The organism is Enterobacter cloacae complex sp. P18RS, assembly GCF_014982105.1.
Lineage (GTDB): Bacteria > Pseudomonadota > Gammaproteobacteria > Enterobacterales > Enterobacteriaceae > Enterobacter > Enterobacter hormaechei_C.
This window is the reverse complement of record NZ_JADCKV010000027.1, coordinates 19,150-37,487: the sequence shown is the minus strand read 5'-3', so window position 1 is coordinate 37,487 and position 18,338 is coordinate 19,150. Positions and strand designations below refer to the sequence as shown.

Genomic DNA, 18,338 nt, shown 5'->3' with positions numbered 1-18,338 from the left:
GATATGACCATAATGGAAGCCGACCTGCATCAGCTGAAAATCAACGACCCGTTTCTTGGTCAGTACCAACGGCTGGTCCGCGATGTGGTGATCCCCTACCAGTGGGATGCGCTTAACGATCGCGTGGCGGAGGCCGAACCCAGCCACGCCATCGCCAACTTCCGCATTGCGGCCGGTCTGGAACAGGGGGAGTTCTACGGGATGGTCTTTCAGGACAGCGACGTGGCGAAATGGCTCGAAGCCGTGGCGTGGTCGCTGTGCCAGAAGCCGGATGCTGAACTGGAAAAAACCGCCGACGAGGTGATCGAGCTGGTCGCAGCGGCGCAGTGCGAAGATGGCTATCTCAATACCTATTTCACGGTGAAAGCACCGGCCGAGCGCTGGACCAATCTGGCCGAATGCCACGAACTGTACTGCGCCGGACATATGATTGAAGCGGGCGTGGCGTATTTCCAGGGAACCGGAAAACGCCGCCTGCTGGACGTGGTGTGCAGGCTGGCGGATCATATCGACAGCGTGTTTGGCCCGGGCGAAAACCAGCTGCACGGTTACCCTGGCCACCCGGAAATCGAGCTGGCGCTGATGCGGCTGTACGACGTCACGCAGGAGCAACGCTATCTCAATCTGGTGAAATACTTTATTGAGGAACGCGGCGCGCAGCCTCACTTCTACGATATCGAATACGAGAAGCGCGGCAGAACGTCATACTGGAACACCTATGGCCCGGCGTGGATGGTCAAGGACAAAGCCTACAGCCAGGCGCATCTGCCCCTTGCGGAACAACAAACGGCCATCGGCCACGCCGTGCGTTTTGTCTATCTGATGGCGGGCATGGCGCATCTGGCGCGCCTGAGCAGCGACGAGGGGAAACGTCAGGATTGCCTGCGGCTGTGGAACAACATGGCACAGCGCCAGCTGTACATCACCGGCGGGATTGGCTCCCAAAGCAGCGGCGAGGCGTTCAGCAGCGATTACGATCTGCCCAACGATACGGTCTACGCCGAAAGCTGCGCCTCCATCGGCCTGATGATGTTTGCCCGCCGGATGCTGGAAATGGAGGCGGATGGCCACTACGCCGACGTGATGGAGCGCGCGCTGTACAACACGGTGCTGGGCGGCATGGCGCTGGACGGTAAGCATTTCTTTTATGTGAATCCGCTGGAAGTGCACCCGAAAACCCTGGCCTTTAACCATATCTATGACCACGTCAAACCGGTGCGCCAGCGCTGGTTCGGCTGCGCCTGTTGCCCGCCGAATATTGCGCGCGTGCTGACCTCGCTGGGGCACTACATTTATACCGTTCGCCCGGACGCGCTGTTGATCAACCTGTACGTGGGGAACGACGTCGCCATTCCGGTTGGGGATAACATCCTCCAGCTGCGGATTAGCGGGAACTATCCGTGGCATGAGCAGGTGAAAATCGAGATTACCTCACCAGTTCCGGTGACTCACACGCTGGCCCTGAGGCTGCCGGACTGGTGTGCGGAACCGGCTGTTTCGCTCAATGGTCAGGCCATTACAGGCGAGGTCTCCCGTGGATACTTATACCTCAACCGAAGCTGGCAGGAAGGCGACACGCTGACGCTGACGTTACCGATGCCGGTCCGCCGCGTGTACGGCAACCCGCAGGTGCGCCAGCAGGCGGGGAAAGTCGCATTGCAGCGTGGACCGCTGGTTTACTGCCTGGAAGAAGCCGATAACGGCGCAAATTTGCATAACCTTTCTTTGCCCCAGGACAGCGCGTTTCGGGTATTTGAAGGCAAAGGCATTTTCGCGCACAAGATGCTGATACAGGCGGAAGGGATCGGGTGTCAGGCGAAGGACACTGATGCCCTGTGGCAGTACGACCACTCGCCGGTAGAACGTCAGCCCCGGACGCTGACCTTTATTCCGTGGTACAGCTGGGCAAACCGGGGAGAAGGGGAAATGCGGATATGGGTGGATGAAAGCTGAATAACTGCGGCCTGTTGCCCTCACCCCAGCCCTCTCCCACGGGAGAGGGAGTAAAAAGTAGGCCGGGTAAGGCGAAGCCGCCACCCGGCTTTAACCCGGCTCAGGTCACCCTACCCGGAACGACCTGAGCCCGGAGATTAAAACAGCCCCAGCGGTTTATCGGAGTAGCTGACCAACAGACATTTCGTTTGCTGGTAGTGCTCCAGCATCATCTTATGGGTTTCACGCCCGATGCCCGACTGTTTGTAGCCGCCAAACGCCGCATGAGCCGGATAGGCGTGATAGCAGTTTGTCCATACGCGTCCGGCCTGAATGCCGCGGCCCATTTTATAGGCCAGATTACCGTTACGACTCCAGACGCCCGCCCCCAGGCCATACTGCGTGTCGTTAGCGAGCTCCAGCGCCTCGTCCATGGTTTTAAACGTGGTGACGGCAAGCACCGGTCCAAAAATTTCCTCCTGGAAAACGCGCATGTTGTTCTTACCGAACAGGATGGTCGGCTCAAGGTAGTAACCCTCCTGCAAATCGCCGCCCAGCACCTTACGACGACCGCCGGTCAACACATCGGCCCCCTCTTTTTTGCCGATATCAATATAGTTGAGGATGGTTTCCAGCTGGCCATGCGATACCTGCGCTCCCATCTGGGTGACGTTATCCAGCGGATTACCGCTGCGAATCGACTCCACGCGCCGGATCGCCCGCTCCATAAAGCGCTCATAAATGGATTCCTGCACCAGCGCGCGGCTCGGACAGGTGCAAACTTCACCCTGGTTGAACGCGAACAGCGCAAACCCTTCAAGCGCTTTGTCGAAGAAGGCGTCCTCTTCATCCATCACGTCGGCAAAGAAGATGTTCGGCGATTTCCCGCCCAGTTCAAGGGTGACCGGAATGATGTTCTGGGTCGCGTACTGCATGATCTGCTGACCCACTTCCGTTGAGCCGGTAAACGCCACTTTAGCAATACGCTTTGAAGTAGCCAGATATTCGCCGATCTCTCCCCCGGCCCCGTTGACCACGTTAATGACCCCCGGCGGCAACAGGTCGCCAATCACCTCCATCAGCAGCAGTACCGAAAGCGGCGTTAAGCGTGCAGGTTTCAGCACCACGCAGTTACCCGCCGCCAGCGCGGGCGCCATTTTCCAGCTCGCCATCAGCAGCGGGAAGTTCCACGGAATAATTTGCCCCACCACGCCGAGCGGCTCGTGGAAGTGATACGCCACGGTATCTTTGTCAACTTCACTTATTCCCCCCTCCTGGGCACGAATGCAGGACGCAAAATAGCGGAAATGGTCAATCGCCAGCGGCACGTCCGCCGCCATGGTTTCCCGGATCGGCTTGCCGTTGTCCCACGTTTCCGCGGTCGCCAGCAGCTCCAGATTCTGCTCCATCCGATCGGCGATTTTGAACAAAATGGCCGCTCTGTCCTGAACGGACGTTTGCCCCCACTTATCTTTCGCCTTATGCGCCGCATCCAGCGCTAAATCGATATCCCGCTTGCCCGAACTGGCAATTTCACACAGCGGCTGGCCGGTAACGGGCGTCAGGTTGGAATAGTATTCACCGTCGACGGGCGCCACCCAGTCGCCGCCGATAAAGTTGTCATAGCGGGGCTTCAGCTTAAGAGGAAAACCATACTCGCCTGGCTGGATACGCGATGAGGGAGGATTATTTGTCATGACCGTCTCCTTGCAGTAGGTGTACAACAAGGGTAGTTCCGGCTGGTGATTTTCTCGCCAGTCGGTAACGGGTTTACGAGCCGTATCACGGATTACCGTACTTTACGTTTCGTTTCTGCCGCCGGAGCCATACTTAATAGCTCAGGGGCTCATGAGGAACAATGCAATGCAGCTATTTATCGGCTTTGACGTGGGCGGAACCCACATCAAACACGGCGTGATCAACGAAAACGGCGAAGAACTGACATCCGATGAATATGATACGCCTGACGATGAAAGCACCTTCAAACAGAAGTGGAAAGCGGTGGTGGATAAGTACCGCCAGGAGCATGAGATCGTCGGCATCGGCGTGAGTTTTCCGGGCCACATCAATCATCATACCGGCGAAGCGGCCAAGGCCGGGGCGCTGGATTACCTTGACGGTGAAAACCTGTGCGAGCTTTTCGCACAGCTGACCGATCTCCCCGTAACAACCGAAAATGACGCCAACTGTGCGGCGCTGGGCGAACGCTGGCAGGGCGCCGGTAAGGATTATGAGCATTTTGTCTGCATCACCATCGGCACCGGCATCGGCGGCGGTATCGTCATGGAGGGCGATCTCTACCGTGGGTCGCACTACCGGGCGGGTGAGTTTGGCGTGCTGCCCGTTGGCAACAACGGCGAGCCGATGCACGAAGTGGCGTCCGCCAGCGGCCTGATGAAAGCCTGCCGCCGCGCGCTGGCCGTGTCGGAAGATGAGATGCCTGACGGTGAGGAGCTGTTTAGACGCATGGACAGCGACGTGCATCTGCGTGAGGCCATAGAAGAGTGGGCGCATTTCCTCTCGCGGGGCATCTACAGCGTGATCTCCATGTTTGATCCGCAGGCGGTGCTGATTGGCGGCGGCATTAGCGAGCAGGAGAAAATCTATCTCCTGCTGGATAAATACCTACAGCGATTCGAGGAGTGGGAAGCGCTCCGGGTGCCCATCCTTCCCTGCGAGCTGGGTAACCAGGCGGGAAGGCTGGGCGCGGTCTGGCTGGCTAAGCAGAAGCAGGCGCGCAGCGCTTAACGCTTAGGGAAATAACTGCGCGTCGCGTAGCACATGGTCATTGCCACGACGACGCGTAAACCCGATGCGGTTGAAATACTCCAGGATCTGAATCGCCAGTTTGCGTCCCACGTTCAGCCGATCGCGGAAGTCTGCGGCGCAGGTTGATCCGCGCGCCTGATCCAGCTCCCGGATCAGGTTCGCAAATGCCACGATCCGATCGTTGCGGTAATAACGATCTTTCACGATCGCCACAATCATCCCCTGCTGCGCCGCATGGCGCAGTACCTGACGCATCAGCTGCTCATCGGTATTGGTTTCACGCGCCAGATCGCGCACCCACCACGGTTCATCGCCAAACAGCGCCGCCACTTTTTGCCAGACCGCGTCCTGCTCAGCGGTAAAACCGGCCTTGTGTTCCGGCAGGTGCAGCCAGCCGTGATGACTTGCAATCACGCCGCTTTCACGCATGTTTTCAATCAGCAACAGCACCAGCGCGTCGTCTTCCATGGGCAACGCCATGCGCCGCAGACGTTCACGGCCCGGGCCGGGCTCATCCTGATGCTGTTCATGGTAGGTCGCCAGCGTGCTCAGCACTTTGCGCTGCCAGCGCGCCGCCACCGGCGCGTTCAGCAGGCTGTTGCCGGCCTGAATAAAACCTGGCTCCTGCGTCAGAAGACGCAATCCTTCGCTGCTGAGCTGGCGCGCCCAGGCGAACGCCGCCAGATCCACCGCACCACGCTCAAGGTGGATATCTAACGCAGACTTATCATCGCGGGCCTGGGCCAGTGCGGCCAGCCACTGTAAATACTCGGGCTTACGCTTGCCGCGACGGGGCGGATCCAGCATGACCACGCGCGCGCCCGCCAGCGTTTCCCGCGCCGAAATATCGCGCAGAACCAGGCGGTCGTTATCCGCCAGCCAGAGCGGGGAGTCGAACACCAGTTCGGCGAGATCGTTTTCCAGCAGCGACACGCGTCCGGTGATGTGGCTGGCCGCGTGGTGGATATGCAGCGGCTGCCACTGGGTCAGCGGCGTGTGGGTCTGGAGTGAAACGATGATCCGTTCAGAAGGCTCCGGCGGCGCGTCGGCCAGCAGCCAGTCGCCGCGGTTAAGCTGGTCTTTTTCGGCATCACCGGCAATATTCAGCGCGATACGCTGCCCGGCGTGGGCCTGTTCCACCGGCTGGTTTTGCGCGTGAAGCCCGCGCACGCGCATCGGTTTGTTCACGCCCGTCAGCCACAGGGTATCGCCCACGTTCACTTCGCCGCTCAGCGCGGTGCCGGTCACCACCAGCCCAGCCCCTTTCACGGTAAATGCCCTGTCGATCGCCAGACGGAAGCGGTGATGGCTGGCATGTTCACGAGACGGGATCTGCTGCAAATGGTCGCGAAGAGCGTCGATACCGCGGCCTTCTGTCGCCACGGTGACAAACAGTGCGGCATCCCTAAAACCGTACTCACTCAGCGCCGCCAGCACCTCTTCACGCACCTCGTCGATACGCGCCTCATCCACACGGTCCGCTTTGGTGAGGGCGACGGTCAACTGCGGGTTTCCCGTCAGCTGGAGGATCGCCAGATGCTCGCGCGTTTGCGCCATCACCCCGTCATCGCACGCGACCACCAGCAGAGCGTGATCGATCCCGCCCACGCCCGCGAGCATATTGGAAAGAAACTTCTCGTGGCCGGGCACGTCGATAAAGCCCAGCACGCGACCGTCGGGCTGCGGCCAGTAGGCGTAACCCAGGTCAATGGTCATGCCGCGCTTTTTCTCTTCCGGCAGGCGATCGGCATTCACGCCCGTAATGGCCTGCAATAACGTGGTTTTGCCGTGGTCAACGTGACCGGCGGTGGCAATAATCATTTCAACATCATCTCCAGAAACCGCACTTCATCTTCCAGACAGCGTAAATCCAGCCACATGCGACCGTCACCGATCCGGCCAATCACCGGCGTCGGTAATGCGCGCCAGCGCGCCGACAGCGCCTCAAGCTGGCTTCCGCGTCCGTCGCGCGGGGTGAACGTCAGCGCTTCGCTCGGTAACCTGTCCACCGGCAGCGAGCCGCTGCCAATTTGCGACAGGCAAGGCTCGATACGAACGTCAAACTCAGGGTAATGAGGAGCAACCTGCGGCAGTAGCGCTTCCGCCTGCGCGCGAATGGAGGCCGCATCACGGCTCAGCAAACGCAACGTGGGCAGGCGGTCAGCCAGTTTCTCCGGGTGGAGATAGAGCCGCAGCGTGGCTTCCAGCGCGGCCAGCGTCATTTTATCGGCACGCAGGGCGCGCTTCAGCGGGTGCTGCTGTAGCTGCGCAATCAGCTCGCGCCTGCCGACGATAATCCCCGCCTGCGGCCCGCCCAGCAATTTATCACCGGAGAAACTGACCAGGCTTACGCCCGCGGCAACCATTTCCTGCACCATGGGCTCTTTCGGCAGACCGTACTGGCTCATATCCACCAGCGACCCGCTGCCGAGATCGGCAATCACCGGCACGTTTAGCTCGCGCCCAATGGCGGCCAGTTCGGCCTCTTCCACCGTTTTGGTGAAACCCTCAATGTGATAATTGCTGGTATGCACTTTCATCAGCAGGGCGGTGTTTTCATTCACCGCCGCGCGATAATCTTTTGCATGGGTACGGTTGGTTGTGCCCACTTCATGCAGCGTGCAGCCCGCCTGGCGCATGACGTCCGGAATACGAAACGCCCCGCCGATCTCCACCAGCTCGCCGCGAGAGACGACAACCTCTTTTCCGCTCGCGGTGGCCGCCAGCATTAACAGCACCGCCGCCGCGTTGTTATTCACAATGCAGGCATCTTCCGCGCCGGTGATCTGGCAGAGAAGATCCGCCAGTGCGCGATCGCGATGCCCACGCCCGGCGCCGTCCAGATCGTACTCCAGCGTCACCGGCGAGCGCATGGCACGGGTGACGGCCTCTGTTGCCTCTTCTGCCTGCTGTGCCCGGCCCAGATTGGTGTGCAGAACCGTGCCTGTCAGGTTAATAACCGGGCGCAACGCGCTTTGCCCGTGCTTGCTCAGCCTGCGTTCAACTTCCTGCTCCCACGCCACGCACCAGCCGGGTAGCGCGTTCTCAGCCTGAATATGGCGACGCGCATCGTCCTGAAGCTGGCGTAGCATGTCGACCGTTGCAGTATGGCCAAACTGCTCCAGCACCGCAGTGATGCGCGGGTCACGAAGCAGTCGATCGGTAGCGGGGATCTGGCTGTAGAGGGAATGATGAGTAGTCATGAATGCGCCTGGCGAGTAAATATCTTCCCCCCTCCCGACGGGAGAGGGAGTTAACATGTGGGGGGATTGTACCGCCTCCCGCCAGGAAGTGTTATAACCCGCATCAAGCCTTTGGCGGTTCAGTCCGGGCAAAACTTTCGCGCTGGAAGAGCGTCTCCGCCAGTTTGACCAGCAGCGGACGATCCACGCACCAGCCCGGCGAGACGCGGCGGAAATTGAGGTAGCCAATGGCGCAGGCGATGGCGATCGTCGCCAGATTCAGGCTATCGCTCTGAATTTTCCCGTCGCGGATCAGCTGTTCGCACATATCCAGGCTGCGGCTGATTTTTTCGCGCTGGCGTAGCAGTTCATTTTCTGACTGCTGGGCGGCGGGCCTTGCCTGCTCGCGTACGGACGTCAATGCCGCATCCATAATGCCATCCGCCAGGGCTTCAATTTGCTTCATCGCCAGCGCTGCTTTTGGATCCGCCGGCAGCATGGCTGGCGCAACGCCAAGCAGCTCGATGTACTCCGCAATGATCGGGGAATCAAACCAGTAGTCGCCCTCGTCCGTTACCAGCGCCGGGACTTTCCCCAGCGGGTTGTACTGCGCAACGCCGTTCTCTGCGTTGTAGGGCTGTTCATTCACGAATTCAAATTCAATCCCTTTCTCCAGCAGGAGAATCGAAATCTTACGCACGAAAGGACTGGTATAACTGCCGATGAGTTTCATTGCTTATCCTTAATGCCCACAAAGAGGTCAGTATGGATCAAGCCGTGGAAAAAGGCAGGTGTGCGTATCGCATTCCTGCCATGAGGGGATACGGGAGAAATCTGCATAAAAATATTTTGTGAATCAAATCACAATCTGGAAACAAATAGCCAACTTAACATTGTGATATAAATCACAAAACACCGCCCATTTTGGCGTAACTTTGAGCGATGTATTTTTTTTACACACTCATTTTGTGATCATGATCACTTCATTAATATCCTCACCCCCTACATTCATGTGATTCAGATCACACAAAATTTCACTGTCTGGACAGTTGAACGATTCAGTGCCAGATTTCACAGCATCAGAACAGGGCCCGGCTACCTCTGCCGCCGCACATTAACGATAAACCTCGGGCCACAAGCCTAAGCGTAAACATAAGAAGGGGTGTTTTATGTCATCCGATTTCAAGATCAAAGTGCAAAGCTTTGGTCGTTTCCTCAGCAACATGGTGATGCCAAATATCGGCGCGTTTATCGCGTGGGGTATTATCACCGCATTATTTATTCCGACAGGGTGGTTGCCTAACGAAACGCTGGCAAAACTTGTTGGCCCAATGATTACCTATCTCCTGCCACTGCTCATCGGTTATACCGGTGGTCGTCTGGTGGGCGGTGACCGCGGTGGCGTCGTGGGTGCCATCACAACCATGGGGGTGATCGTCGGTGCGGATATGCCGATGTTCCTCGGTGCGATGATTGCCGGTCCTCTGGGCGGCTGGGCGATCAAGAAATTTGACGTCTGGGTTGATGGCAAGATCAAATCCGGCTTCGAAATGCTGGTGAACAACTTCTCTGCGGGCATCATCGGGATGATCCTCGCGATTCTGGCGTTCCTCGGCATTGGCCCGGCGGTTGAAGTGCTGTCCAAGCTGCTGGCCGCGGGCGTTAACTTCATGGTGGCGCACGACATGCTGCCGCTGGCGTCTATCTTTGTTGAACCAGCGAAAATCCTGTTCCTGAACAACGCCATCAACCACGGTATCTTCTCACCGCTGGGTATTCAGCAGTCACACGATCTCGGCAAGTCCATCTTCTTCCTGATTGAAGCGAACCCGGGTCCGGGTATGGGCGTTCTGCTGGCATACATGTTCTTTGGTCGCGGCAGCGCGAAACAGTCTGCTGGCGGCGCGGCGATCATTCACTTCCTGGGCGGTATTCACGAAATTTACTTCCCATATGTGCTGATGAACCCACGTCTGATCCTGGCCGTTATCCTTGGCGGTATGACCGGCGTGTTCACCCTGAGCGTACTGGGCGGTGGTCTGGTGTCTCCTGCTTCTCCGGGCTCTATCCTGGCAGTGCTGGCGATGACCCCGAAAGGCGCCTACTTCGCGAACATCGCGGCGATCTGTGCGGCCATGGCGGTCTCCTTCGTGGCCTCCGCTATCCTGCTGAAAACCAGCAAGGTGAAAGAAGACGACGATATCGAAGCGGCAACCCGTCGTATGCATGACATGAAAGCTGAATCCAAAGGCGCAACGCCGCTGGCGGCGGGTGATGTCTCTAACGACCTGAGCCACGTGCGTAAAATCATCGTGGCCTGTGATGCCGGTATGGGCTCAAGCGCAATGGGTGCGGGCGTACTGCGGAAGAAAGTGCAGGATGCGGGTCTGACCAACATCTCCGTCACCAACAGCGCGATTAACAGCCTGCCGCCGGACGTTGACCTGGTGATCACGCACCGCGATCTGACCGAACGCGCTATGCGTCAGGTACCGCAGGCGCAGCACATTTCCCTGACCAACTTCCTCGACAGCGGCCTGTACGCCAGCCTGACCGAACGCCTGGTGGCGGCGCAGCGCCATGAAGATAACGAAGTGAAAGTGCGTACCAGCCTGCAAGACAGCTTCGACGAGAGCAACGCGCATCTGTTCAAACTGGGCGCTGAAAACATCTTCCTTGGCCGCACGGCGACCAATAAAGAAGAGGCCATTCGCTTCGCCGGTGAGCAGTTGGTGAAAGGCGGCTACGTTCAGCCTGAGTACGTTGAGGCGATGCTGGAGCGCGAAAAGCTGACCCCAACCTACCTGGGTGAATCCATCGCTGTGCCACACGGTACGGTGGAAGCCAAAGACCGCGTGCTGAAAACCGGCGTGGTGTTCTGTCAGTATCCTGATGGCGTGCGCTTCGGTGAAGAAGAGGACGACATCGCCCGTCTGGTGATTGGTATCGCCGCTCGCAACAACGAGCATATCCAGGTGATTACCAGCCTGACCAACGCGCTGGATGACGAAACGGTTATTGAGCGTCTGGCCAACACCACCAGCGTTGAAGAAGTTCTGGCCCTGCTGAACAAGTAACAGCGCCTCTTCCCTCTCCCCCCGGGGAGAGGGCTAGGGTGAGGGGAAAACGTTCCTCACCCCAGCCCTCTCGGGTAAAAACATTGATGAAGGTTAACACTATGAAAGCATTACATTTTGGCGCAGGTAATATCGGTCGTGGCTTTATCGGTAAACTGCTGGCAGACGCAGGCATTACCCTGACATTCGCCGATGTGAATCAGGTGGTTCTGGATGCCCTGAATGCCCGTCATAGCTATCAGGTTCACGTGGTGGGTGAAAACGAACAGGTTGAAACGGTCTCTGGCGTCAACGCGGTAAGCAGCATTGGCGACGACGTGATTGACCTCATCGCGAGCGTTGATCTGGTCACCACCGCCGTGGGTCCGGTGGTGCTTGAGCGTATCGCCCCGGCGGTCGCGAAAGGCCTGGCGAAGCGTAAAGCACAGGGCGTTGAAACGCCGCTGAACATCATCGCCTGTGAAAACATGGTGCGCGGCACCACGCAGCTGAAAGGCCACGTTCTTACGACCGTCGCCGACGAAGATAAAGCCTGGGTTGAAGCGCACGTGGGTTTTGTGGATTCCGCCGTGGATCGCATCGTTCCGCCGTCAGCATCCGCCACCAACGACCCGCTGGAAGTGACCGTGGAAACCTTCAGCGAGTGGATCGTTGATAAAACCCAGTTTAAGGGCGCGCTGCCGACCATTCCGGGAATGGAATTAACCGATAACCTGATGGCATTTGTCGAACGTAAACTCTTCACGCTGAACACCGGGCATGCTATAACCGCGTACCTCGGAAAATTGGCCGGTCATCAGACGATTCGTGACGCGATCCTCGATGAGAACATCCGTGCGGTGGTCAAAGGGGCAATGGAAGAGAGCGGCGCGGTGCTGATCAAACGCTACGGTTTTGATGCTGATAAACACGCGGCATACATCCAGAAAATCCTCGGTCGTTTTGAAAACCCGTATCTGAAAGATGACGTTGAGCGCGTGGGTCGTCAGCCGTTGCGTAAACTAAGCGCGGGCGACCGCCTGATTAAACCGCTGCTGGGCACGCTGGAATACGGCCTGCCGCACGCTAACCTGGTGAAGGGCATCGCTGCCGCTATGCACTACCGCAGCGAGCAGGACCCGCAGGCGATTGAGCTGGCTCAGCTGATTGATGACAAAGGCGCGCAGGCTGCGCTGGCGCAGATCTCCGGTCTGGATGCCAACAGTGACGTAGTTGCGGAGGCGGTCAGCGCATACAACGCAACCAAATGATGCAGAGTCCGGCGCAGGTTAGCCTGCGCCCGAATAACAGATTGTCAGATATGCAGGCAATAATGGAACAAACCCAGGCCTTTGAAAATCGTGTGCTTGAGCGTCTGAATGCTGGCAAAACCGTACGGAGTTTCCTGATTGCCGCCGTCGAGCTGTTAACCGAGGCGGTGAACATTCTGGTGCTTCAGGTGTTTCGCAAAGACGACTACGCGGTAAAGTATGCTGTAGAACCGTTACTGGACGGAGACGGACCGCTGGGCGATTTATCGGTACGGCTGAAGCTGATTTACGGTCTTGGCGTGCTGAACCGCCAGGAGTATGAAGACGCCGAGCTGTTAATGGCGCTGCGCGAAGAGCTCAATCATGACGGTAATGAGTACACCTTTACCGATGATGAGATACTGGGCCCCTTCGGCGAACTGCACTGCGTATCCGCGCTCCCTCCCGCACCTCAGTTTGATAACAGCGACCCTGAGCTGTTCGCGATGCAAAAGCTGCGTTATCAACAGGTTGTGCGCTCCACCATGGTGCTTTCCCTGACTGAGCTGATTTCTAAAATCAGCTTAAAAAAAGCGTTTCAGAAGTAAGCCCGCACACATTGGTGTATCCTTCCCTGTAAATTCCCCGTTTTCAGAGTTATTTGTCATGAAAGAAGTCGAAAAGAACGAAATTAAACGCCTGAGCGACCGTCTGGATCTGATCCGCCATCAGATGGCTGGCCTCTCCCTGGTCGATTCTGCCGAGAAATATGCCGAGCTGGAAAAAGAGTCCGTGAAGCTGGAGGCGGAAATTGAACGCCTGCGCGAAGTGAAAGGCCAGAAGCTGAGTAAAGAAGCGCAGAAGCTGATGAACATGCCGCATCGCCGCGCGATCACCAAAAAAGAGCAGGCCGACATGGGCAAGCTGAAGAAAAGCGTCCGTGGCCTGGTGGTGGTGCACCCGATGACTGAGCTTGGTCGCGAAATGGGCCTGAAAGAGATGACGGGTTTTTGTAAGACCGCGTTCTGATCGTCCTCCCCTGCCGCTGCGGCAGGGGAAACTCAGTTGTAAATCAGGTTAAACGTCGCCATCGCATCCGCTTTTCCCGCCGTCACGTTCTCTTCCGTCTGAAGGTAATGCGCATCAAACCAGAAGGTTTGCGTCTGGTTATCCCCCACTTGCCCAAATGCTGACACCTGTGGGGTGTTCCACGGTACCACCTGCCCCTGAACCGAACCGGTATTGTCACCGTAAAGCAGTTCGATCCCGACACCGCTGGCGCTATCCTCCTGCTTCGTCAATGCCAGCGCCCGATCGTTGCCCGGCGTGGTATCGCCAAAGAAACCCATCTTCACCGCCGTGTTATTTTCGCAGGTCACCGGAATGCTGAAGCGTCCGCCTCCGGCGCGGGAGCCTATGCCATGAAATTCACGCTGGCTCACGCTCCCCATGGGAACAAGAATGCTGCGAGAGCCCACTGAACAGCTGGTACGCCTGACGGTGAAGCTGGCGAGATGGATCTGTACCGGTGTCGCCACGTTGGTGGCGCTGGCTTGATTTTCTCCCGCCTGCAATATCAGCGATCCGACATTTTGCTCCTGGGAATTGGCGTTATCGTCAGGCATGGCGCTGGTCGTTGGAATTTTGTAAAACACCACCCAGAACTGCATTTTATACATTGAGGCGCTGGCAAAGGCGGGGTTTTGCGATGCGTCGCAAATGCGCCTGGACTCATTGCCATTCACCTGACTTGTGCCGTCAATATAGCGTACCGCATCGGCGCCGCAGTACTGCTGTTCCCGGAACCCCAGCGCATAGCCGATGCCGTCGATCTGAGTTTTATAGACGTGACGTGACGCGCCGTCTTCACCAACCACGGTGCCGACGGGGTTATCCACGTCGACAAAGCCGATACTACGCCAGGCATCATTCCCGCCATCACAGCTGTAGAAATCCGCCCCGGTAGACTGTATCGGCGCAGATATCGGCGTCCAGTCCGCCGTGCCGGGCGCATACCCTATGGCGTAGGGCACCTGAACGACCCACTGATCGCGCGTGGTGCGGCAAGATGAGGTCTGAGCATGGGCATGAAAACTCAGCATGCCAAAAAGCGAAAGAAGGCTCAGATAGAAAAACCAGTGAATAAAACGACGCATGATATTCCTCTAATGGCACTCAACGGATAGCGTGGCGATACCGGGGGCCATATGAGCTTTCCCCAGTCTGAAAGGTGTCTGGCATTGCTGCTGCTCCCCGTCCTGATACCAGCTGACGCGCAGGGTGCCGCGCTCTGGTACCCCGCTCAGGTAGGCCTGACCGCCGTCAGCGACCATGCTTCGGTTTGCAGAATGGCGGTTCTGCTCCACCACTTCAGCCTGCGCGCCAAACGGCAACGGTTCGCCGTGGTAGCGCAGGGAAAACAGAACGCGATAACCAATGTGGGTTTTGTAATTGGCCAGCACCACCGCGCCGCTGGTGGGAATGAGCGTCAGACCGCTCTGCTCAACGTCGACGTTCTCACCCAGCGTCGCCGTATCAAGGCTGACGGTATTTTTGCGATACGCCGAGAGCGTTGGCATGACCGCATAGCCGCGGCTGTCGGTATGGATCCCGTTGTAGCCCTCCGGCTCAACGTTCGCCGCGCCGGGCACGCGTAGCAGGGCGACGGTATCGCCCAGCGGCTGGCTAAGCGTGACGCCATACTGCGTGGCGATAACGCCTCCGGCGAGTCCGAGGCTCGCGTTGCTACCGCTTCGGCTGTGGTCATAACCGAGGCTGACGTTGCCGTAGCCACCGTTGTATTGCAGCGCCAGGCTGGTACTGTCGGCTTGTCCCTCGCTGGCCTTACTCTGCTGAACGCTGTAATTAAGGTTGCGATTCGCCAGCGCACTGCCGTTGAGTGACACCTGCTGAGTGGTCATCCCACGATTGTTGTGGTTGATGAAGTAACTGACCGAGCTGTCCGGTAACCAGTGACCAAGCGGAACATTGACGTTAAACGACACGGTACGATCGGGATGCTGCTCAAGCGCTGAGTCGGTGTAGTCATACCCCGCGCCCCAGGTAATGCCTCGCCAGCTGGTGTACCAGCCAATGTGGATGGTTTTATCCTGCCCGGACGTATGCCAGTAATCCTGCATCCATGCCGAGACGCTGAGGCTGCCGAACTGACCCAGCGTCTGTGAGAAGGTGACCTGCGAGCGGCTACGGCGATTATTGAGTTGCAGCTGTTGGCTGTCAGACTGATTCAGTTCACTGAATTCATAGTAATTGCGCGAGGCATAGCGATAACTCGCCAGGTTGAAGGCGGTGCCGGTAGCGCTGAAATCTTTCTGATACTGAATGCGCCACGCCTGCCCCATCGCGCTTTTGCCATTGGGTAAACGGCTTTTTGCCAGCGTATCGTCAATGCCCAGCGAGCCAAATGCGCCAAACCCTCTGCCTACGCCAATTGCACCGGCCTGATAGTTGCTCGCCGTACGAAAACCGCCATACACCGTCATCCTGGAGAGCAGACCGTAGAAGAAAGCGCCTTCAACAAACTCAGGTGAACGCGCATCGCCGGAGCCGGAGTGAAATCGTCCGGCGTTGAGGCTGTATTTCAGGCTGCCCAGGCGTCGCATAAACGGCACCGCAGAATAGGGTTGGGTAAAGACGCGCGTTGAGCCGTCACTTTCCGTGACCGTCACCTGTAGATCGCCACTTTGTGCGCCGGGGAACAGATCGTTAATGATAAATGGCCCGGCGGCCACCCAGGTTTCATAGATCACATAGCCATTTTGCGAAACGGAGACTTTAGCGAAGCTGTGTGCGACGCCGCGGATGGTTGGTGCGAAGCCGCGCTGGCTGTCGGGCAACATGCTTTCGCTTGATGTAAGCTGTACCCCGCGAAACGCCACGCTATCGAAGACGTCGCCTGCGGTCCAGGCATCGCCGATCCGTAGCTGGCTGTTAAGACGGCGAATATCCCGGGTCAGCCAGCTACTTTGCGACTGAAAATGGTCGCCGCCCGCGTCGCTGTGGCTCCAGGCGGAGGTGTTGCGCAACCGCCACGCCCCCAGATTGATACCGTTACGCAGGCTCAGATAGCTGGATGTCGTGACGCCACGCTGATGATGTGCCTGGCCGCCCGACAGACTGTAATCAGTAAATGCCGCCGGGATACCATCGTCCCACTGCGACTGCGGCACGTAGCCACGGCTGCGGTGTTTCATCGCCGCCTGCGGCAGGCTGAGAAAGAGACGCTGCTGGTTGAAATCATAGGAGGTTCGCGCTGCCGGAATGAAATCCGCGAGGTGCGTGAACGTTTCTCCCTCCCGCAACCGTGAGAATGCAGGAATGGCCCTGACATTCACCCCAAGCGCTTCCAGCAGCGATACGCTTAAAACGGGTTGCAGGCTGCCTTTCTCATTGACGAAGGTGATCTCCTGATGCCGCTCCTCGCGTCCGTTAATCTCCAGCGTCACGAGCCAGGTGCCTGGCATCTGCCCGCCCTTTTCAGAGAAATAGTGCAGATCCGCCGTTTTCTGTTCGGTAGAGGAAAGCTCCAGCGCGGCGGGATCAAAGTAATCCTCGGCCATCCCCGCGCGGCTGAAGCTAAGCAGCAACACCGAAAGCGGCGCGTAACGAAACAGGCGAAAAGACATGGTCTTAAAGAGGCTGGGTGTGGGTGGCGGTGATGGCACCAAAATCATTAATAGCCGACCAGCTTACGCCCCCGGAGGCGGACACAGGCCATTCGCGGATTTCCCCTGGACCGATCATGCCCGGCTGCTCAATTTTATGCCCGCCAACGGACAGTCGATAAAAAGAGACGTAGTATGGCGTCGGGTTGGCGGCCTTAAGCCCTTTTCCCGTCCGCGAAAACGTTATTTTCTGCCAGGCAGTGGCAGCGTCCCCTTTCAGATTGTCCGGGCGGTAGAAAATTTTAAATTTCGATTTAACGTTAACTTGTAATTCGTTGCTGCTCTCTTTTGGCTTTGGCGCAATCGCTTTAATATCGAGCCAGAATACAGATTCACGATCTGTGGGCAGCGGAGCGCCGGTATATTGAATACGCAGCGTGTTGGTCTGCTCCGGATCAAGTCTGAACAGAGGTGGTGTGACAATAAATGGCGCAGCGTTATTTTTATCCTGCCCATCACCTTCAACCCACGACTGAATAAGATAGGGAACCGCACTTTCCATATTAGAAACAGAAAATGCCACCTCCTTGCTGTGTTGTGGGTATACGATCCGTGTTCCCCCCATTACAACGCCAGCGGAAACTGACGCAGAACTAACCATTAATGCAGTGAGCATAATATACGATAAACGTTTCATCATTATTATCTCTGGAGGTGGCTGACAGTGAAATCAGTTATAAACCATCAGGAAGTTAGAAACGGCATTGACGTCGCCCGCGTTAATTTCCGACCCGTCTTTGTCGAGAGAGGCATAAAACGTTAATTCAGCATTGCCTTCAGCATCCGGTGCGGTTGTTTCAGATACCGTACCCGGTTTAATCGCGGTGCTGCGATCGCTGTTATAAAGCTTCACGCCGACGCCCGTCGCCATACCTTCGCCTGGCGTAACCTGTAGCAGTGTGTCATTCACCGTATCTTTGGTTCCGTCAAACAGTACCGCAACCGATTCAACCGTCTCCGGGCAGTTCTCTACGTTGATTTTGAACTCACGCGGCGTCGTTTCGCTATGATCGTCGAAGTAGCTTTTCGCCCACGCGCCGAGGTCTACCGTTTTGCTTTTTGACGCAGGGGTAATATCACAGGAAATAAGGGTGATTTTCCCGGTAAAGTTGATCACGCCGCCTGTGCTCTGCGAGCCAGCGCCTGTATCCAGGGAAGCATTAACGCCAGAATCACTGCTTGCCAGTACTGATTGAGAAGATAACAGCAGCCCCGCCGCGGCAATCGCCAGCGCCACATTTTTGATTTTCATTTGGAACACTTTCCCCTCTGTAAATTAAACAGATATAGACTTGTTGTACCAGGTACAATAACCGCTATAAGGATTTAAAAACGCCACCAAAAGGGTTTTAGCAGAATGGGTGACGCGACCTTATAGAATAAAGCAGGGTCCATCCCATGGTGATAATCCGTATATTTTCAGAAGGCCATACACAGATATCCTGCAACTGAGGAAATGACTTC

General features: G+C 57.3%; 14 protein-coding genes. 6 read left to right on the top strand and 8 right to left on the bottom strand.

The annotated features are described in order from the left end of the window. The first annotated feature begins 3 nt into the window (after positions 1–3). Positions 4–1,953, top strand: coding sequence for a glycoside hydrolase family 127 protein (locus tag INF61_RS19880; RefSeq protein WP_193548042.1), 1,950 nt, complete (start codon positions 4–6; stop codon positions 1,951–1,953). A 137-nt stretch (positions 1,954–2,090) separates the two neighbouring features. On the opposite strand, the gene aldB is transcribed toward INF61_RS19880, so the two are convergent. Then, on the bottom strand, positions 2,091–3,629 hold the full coding sequence (gene aldB / locus INF61_RS19875) for an aldehyde dehydrogenase AldB (RefSeq protein WP_006808612.1): 1,539 nt from the start codon (positions 3,627–3,629) through the stop codon (positions 2,091–2,093). A gap of 166 nt (positions 3,630–3,795) precedes the next feature. Here aldB and INF61_RS19870 point away from each other — a divergent pair, with 166 nt between their 5' ends. Beyond that, on the top strand, positions 3,796–4,680 hold the full coding sequence (locus tag INF61_RS19870; protein ID WP_015572761.1) for an ROK family protein: 885 nt from the start codon (positions 3,796–3,798) through the stop codon (positions 4,678–4,680). 3 nt (positions 4,681–4,683) lie between these two features. On the opposite strand, the gene selB is transcribed toward INF61_RS19870, so the two are convergent. The 3 genes from selB to INF61_RS19855 form a co-directional block, all read right to left on the bottom strand. Continuing rightward, complete coding sequence (gene selB, locus INF61_RS19865; RefSeq protein ID WP_047638154.1) at positions 4,684–6,522, bottom strand: selenocysteine-specific translation elongation factor; 1,839 nt, start codon at positions 6,520–6,522, stop codon at positions 4,684–4,686. Next, the gene (gene selA / locus INF61_RS19860) at positions 6,519–7,904 is read right to left on the bottom strand and encodes an L-seryl-tRNA(Sec) selenium transferase (RefSeq protein WP_047725908.1); all 1,386 of its coding nucleotides are present in this window, start codon (positions 7,902–7,904) and stop codon (positions 6,519–6,521) included. The genes selB and selA overlap by 4 nt, the downstream gene beginning before the upstream one ends. Positions 7,905–8,007: 103 nt before the next feature. Beyond that, a complete protein-coding gene (locus tag INF61_RS19855) occupies positions 8,008–8,616 on the bottom strand; it encodes a glutathione S-transferase (protein WP_015572763.1) in 609 nt (202 codons plus the stop codon). Positions 8,617–9,052: 436 nt separating this feature from the next. On the opposite strand from INF61_RS19855, the gene INF61_RS19850 reads away from it, so the two are divergent. From INF61_RS19850 to INF61_RS19835, 4 genes are all read left to right on the top strand, one after another. Beyond that, positions 9,053–10,960, top strand: a complete 1,908-nt coding sequence (locus INF61_RS19850) for a PTS mannitol transporter subunit IICBA (RefSeq protein ID WP_015572764.1) — start codon at positions 9,053–9,055, stop codon at positions 10,958–10,960. Between the two features lie 101 nt (positions 10,961–11,061). Further along, the gene (mtlD, locus tag INF61_RS19845) at positions 11,062–12,210 is read left to right on the top strand and encodes a mannitol-1-phosphate 5-dehydrogenase (protein WP_096205221.1); all 1,149 of its coding nucleotides are present in this window, start codon (positions 11,062–11,064) and stop codon (positions 12,208–12,210) included. Then, positions 12,207–12,797: a mannitol operon repressor MtlR gene (gene mtlR, locus INF61_RS19840; RefSeq protein ID WP_047364414.1), complete on the top strand. Its 591-nt coding sequence runs from the start codon at positions 12,207–12,209 to the stop codon at positions 12,795–12,797. Before mtlD ends, mtlR begins: the two co-directional genes overlap by 4 nt. Positions 12,798–12,855: 58 nt before the next feature. Then, positions 12,856–13,218, top strand: a complete 363-nt coding sequence (locus tag INF61_RS19835; protein WP_015572767.1) for a YibL family ribosome-associated protein — start codon at positions 12,856–12,858, stop codon at positions 13,216–13,218. Positions 13,219–13,250: 32 nt separating this feature from the next. Here INF61_RS19835 and INF61_RS19830 read toward each other — a convergent pair whose 3' ends face one another. Genes INF61_RS19830 through INF61_RS19815 form a run of 4 tightly spaced genes read right to left on the bottom strand, consistent with a single transcriptional unit; the run spans position 13,251 to position 18,126 of the window. Next, complete coding sequence (locus INF61_RS19830; RefSeq protein ID WP_015572768.1) at positions 13,251–14,345, bottom strand: fimbrial protein; 1,095 nt, start codon at positions 14,343–14,345, stop codon at positions 13,251–13,253. 9 nt (positions 14,346–14,354) lie between these two features. Continuing rightward, positions 14,355–16,835, bottom strand: a complete 2,481-nt coding sequence (locus tag INF61_RS19825; protein WP_040118228.1) for a fimbria/pilus outer membrane usher protein — start codon at positions 16,833–16,835, stop codon at positions 14,355–14,357. A 4-nt stretch (positions 16,836–16,839) separates the two neighbouring features. Continuing rightward, a complete protein-coding gene (locus INF61_RS19820) occupies positions 16,840–17,514 on the bottom strand; it encodes a molecular chaperone (RefSeq protein ID WP_023295610.1) in 675 nt (224 codons plus the stop codon). A gap of 30 nt (positions 17,515–17,544) precedes the next feature. Then, the gene (locus INF61_RS19815) at positions 17,545–18,126 is read right to left on the bottom strand and encodes a fimbrial protein (protein WP_015572771.1); all 582 of its coding nucleotides are present in this window, start codon (positions 18,124–18,126) and stop codon (positions 17,545–17,547) included. Positions 18,127–18,338: the final 212 nt, after the last annotated feature.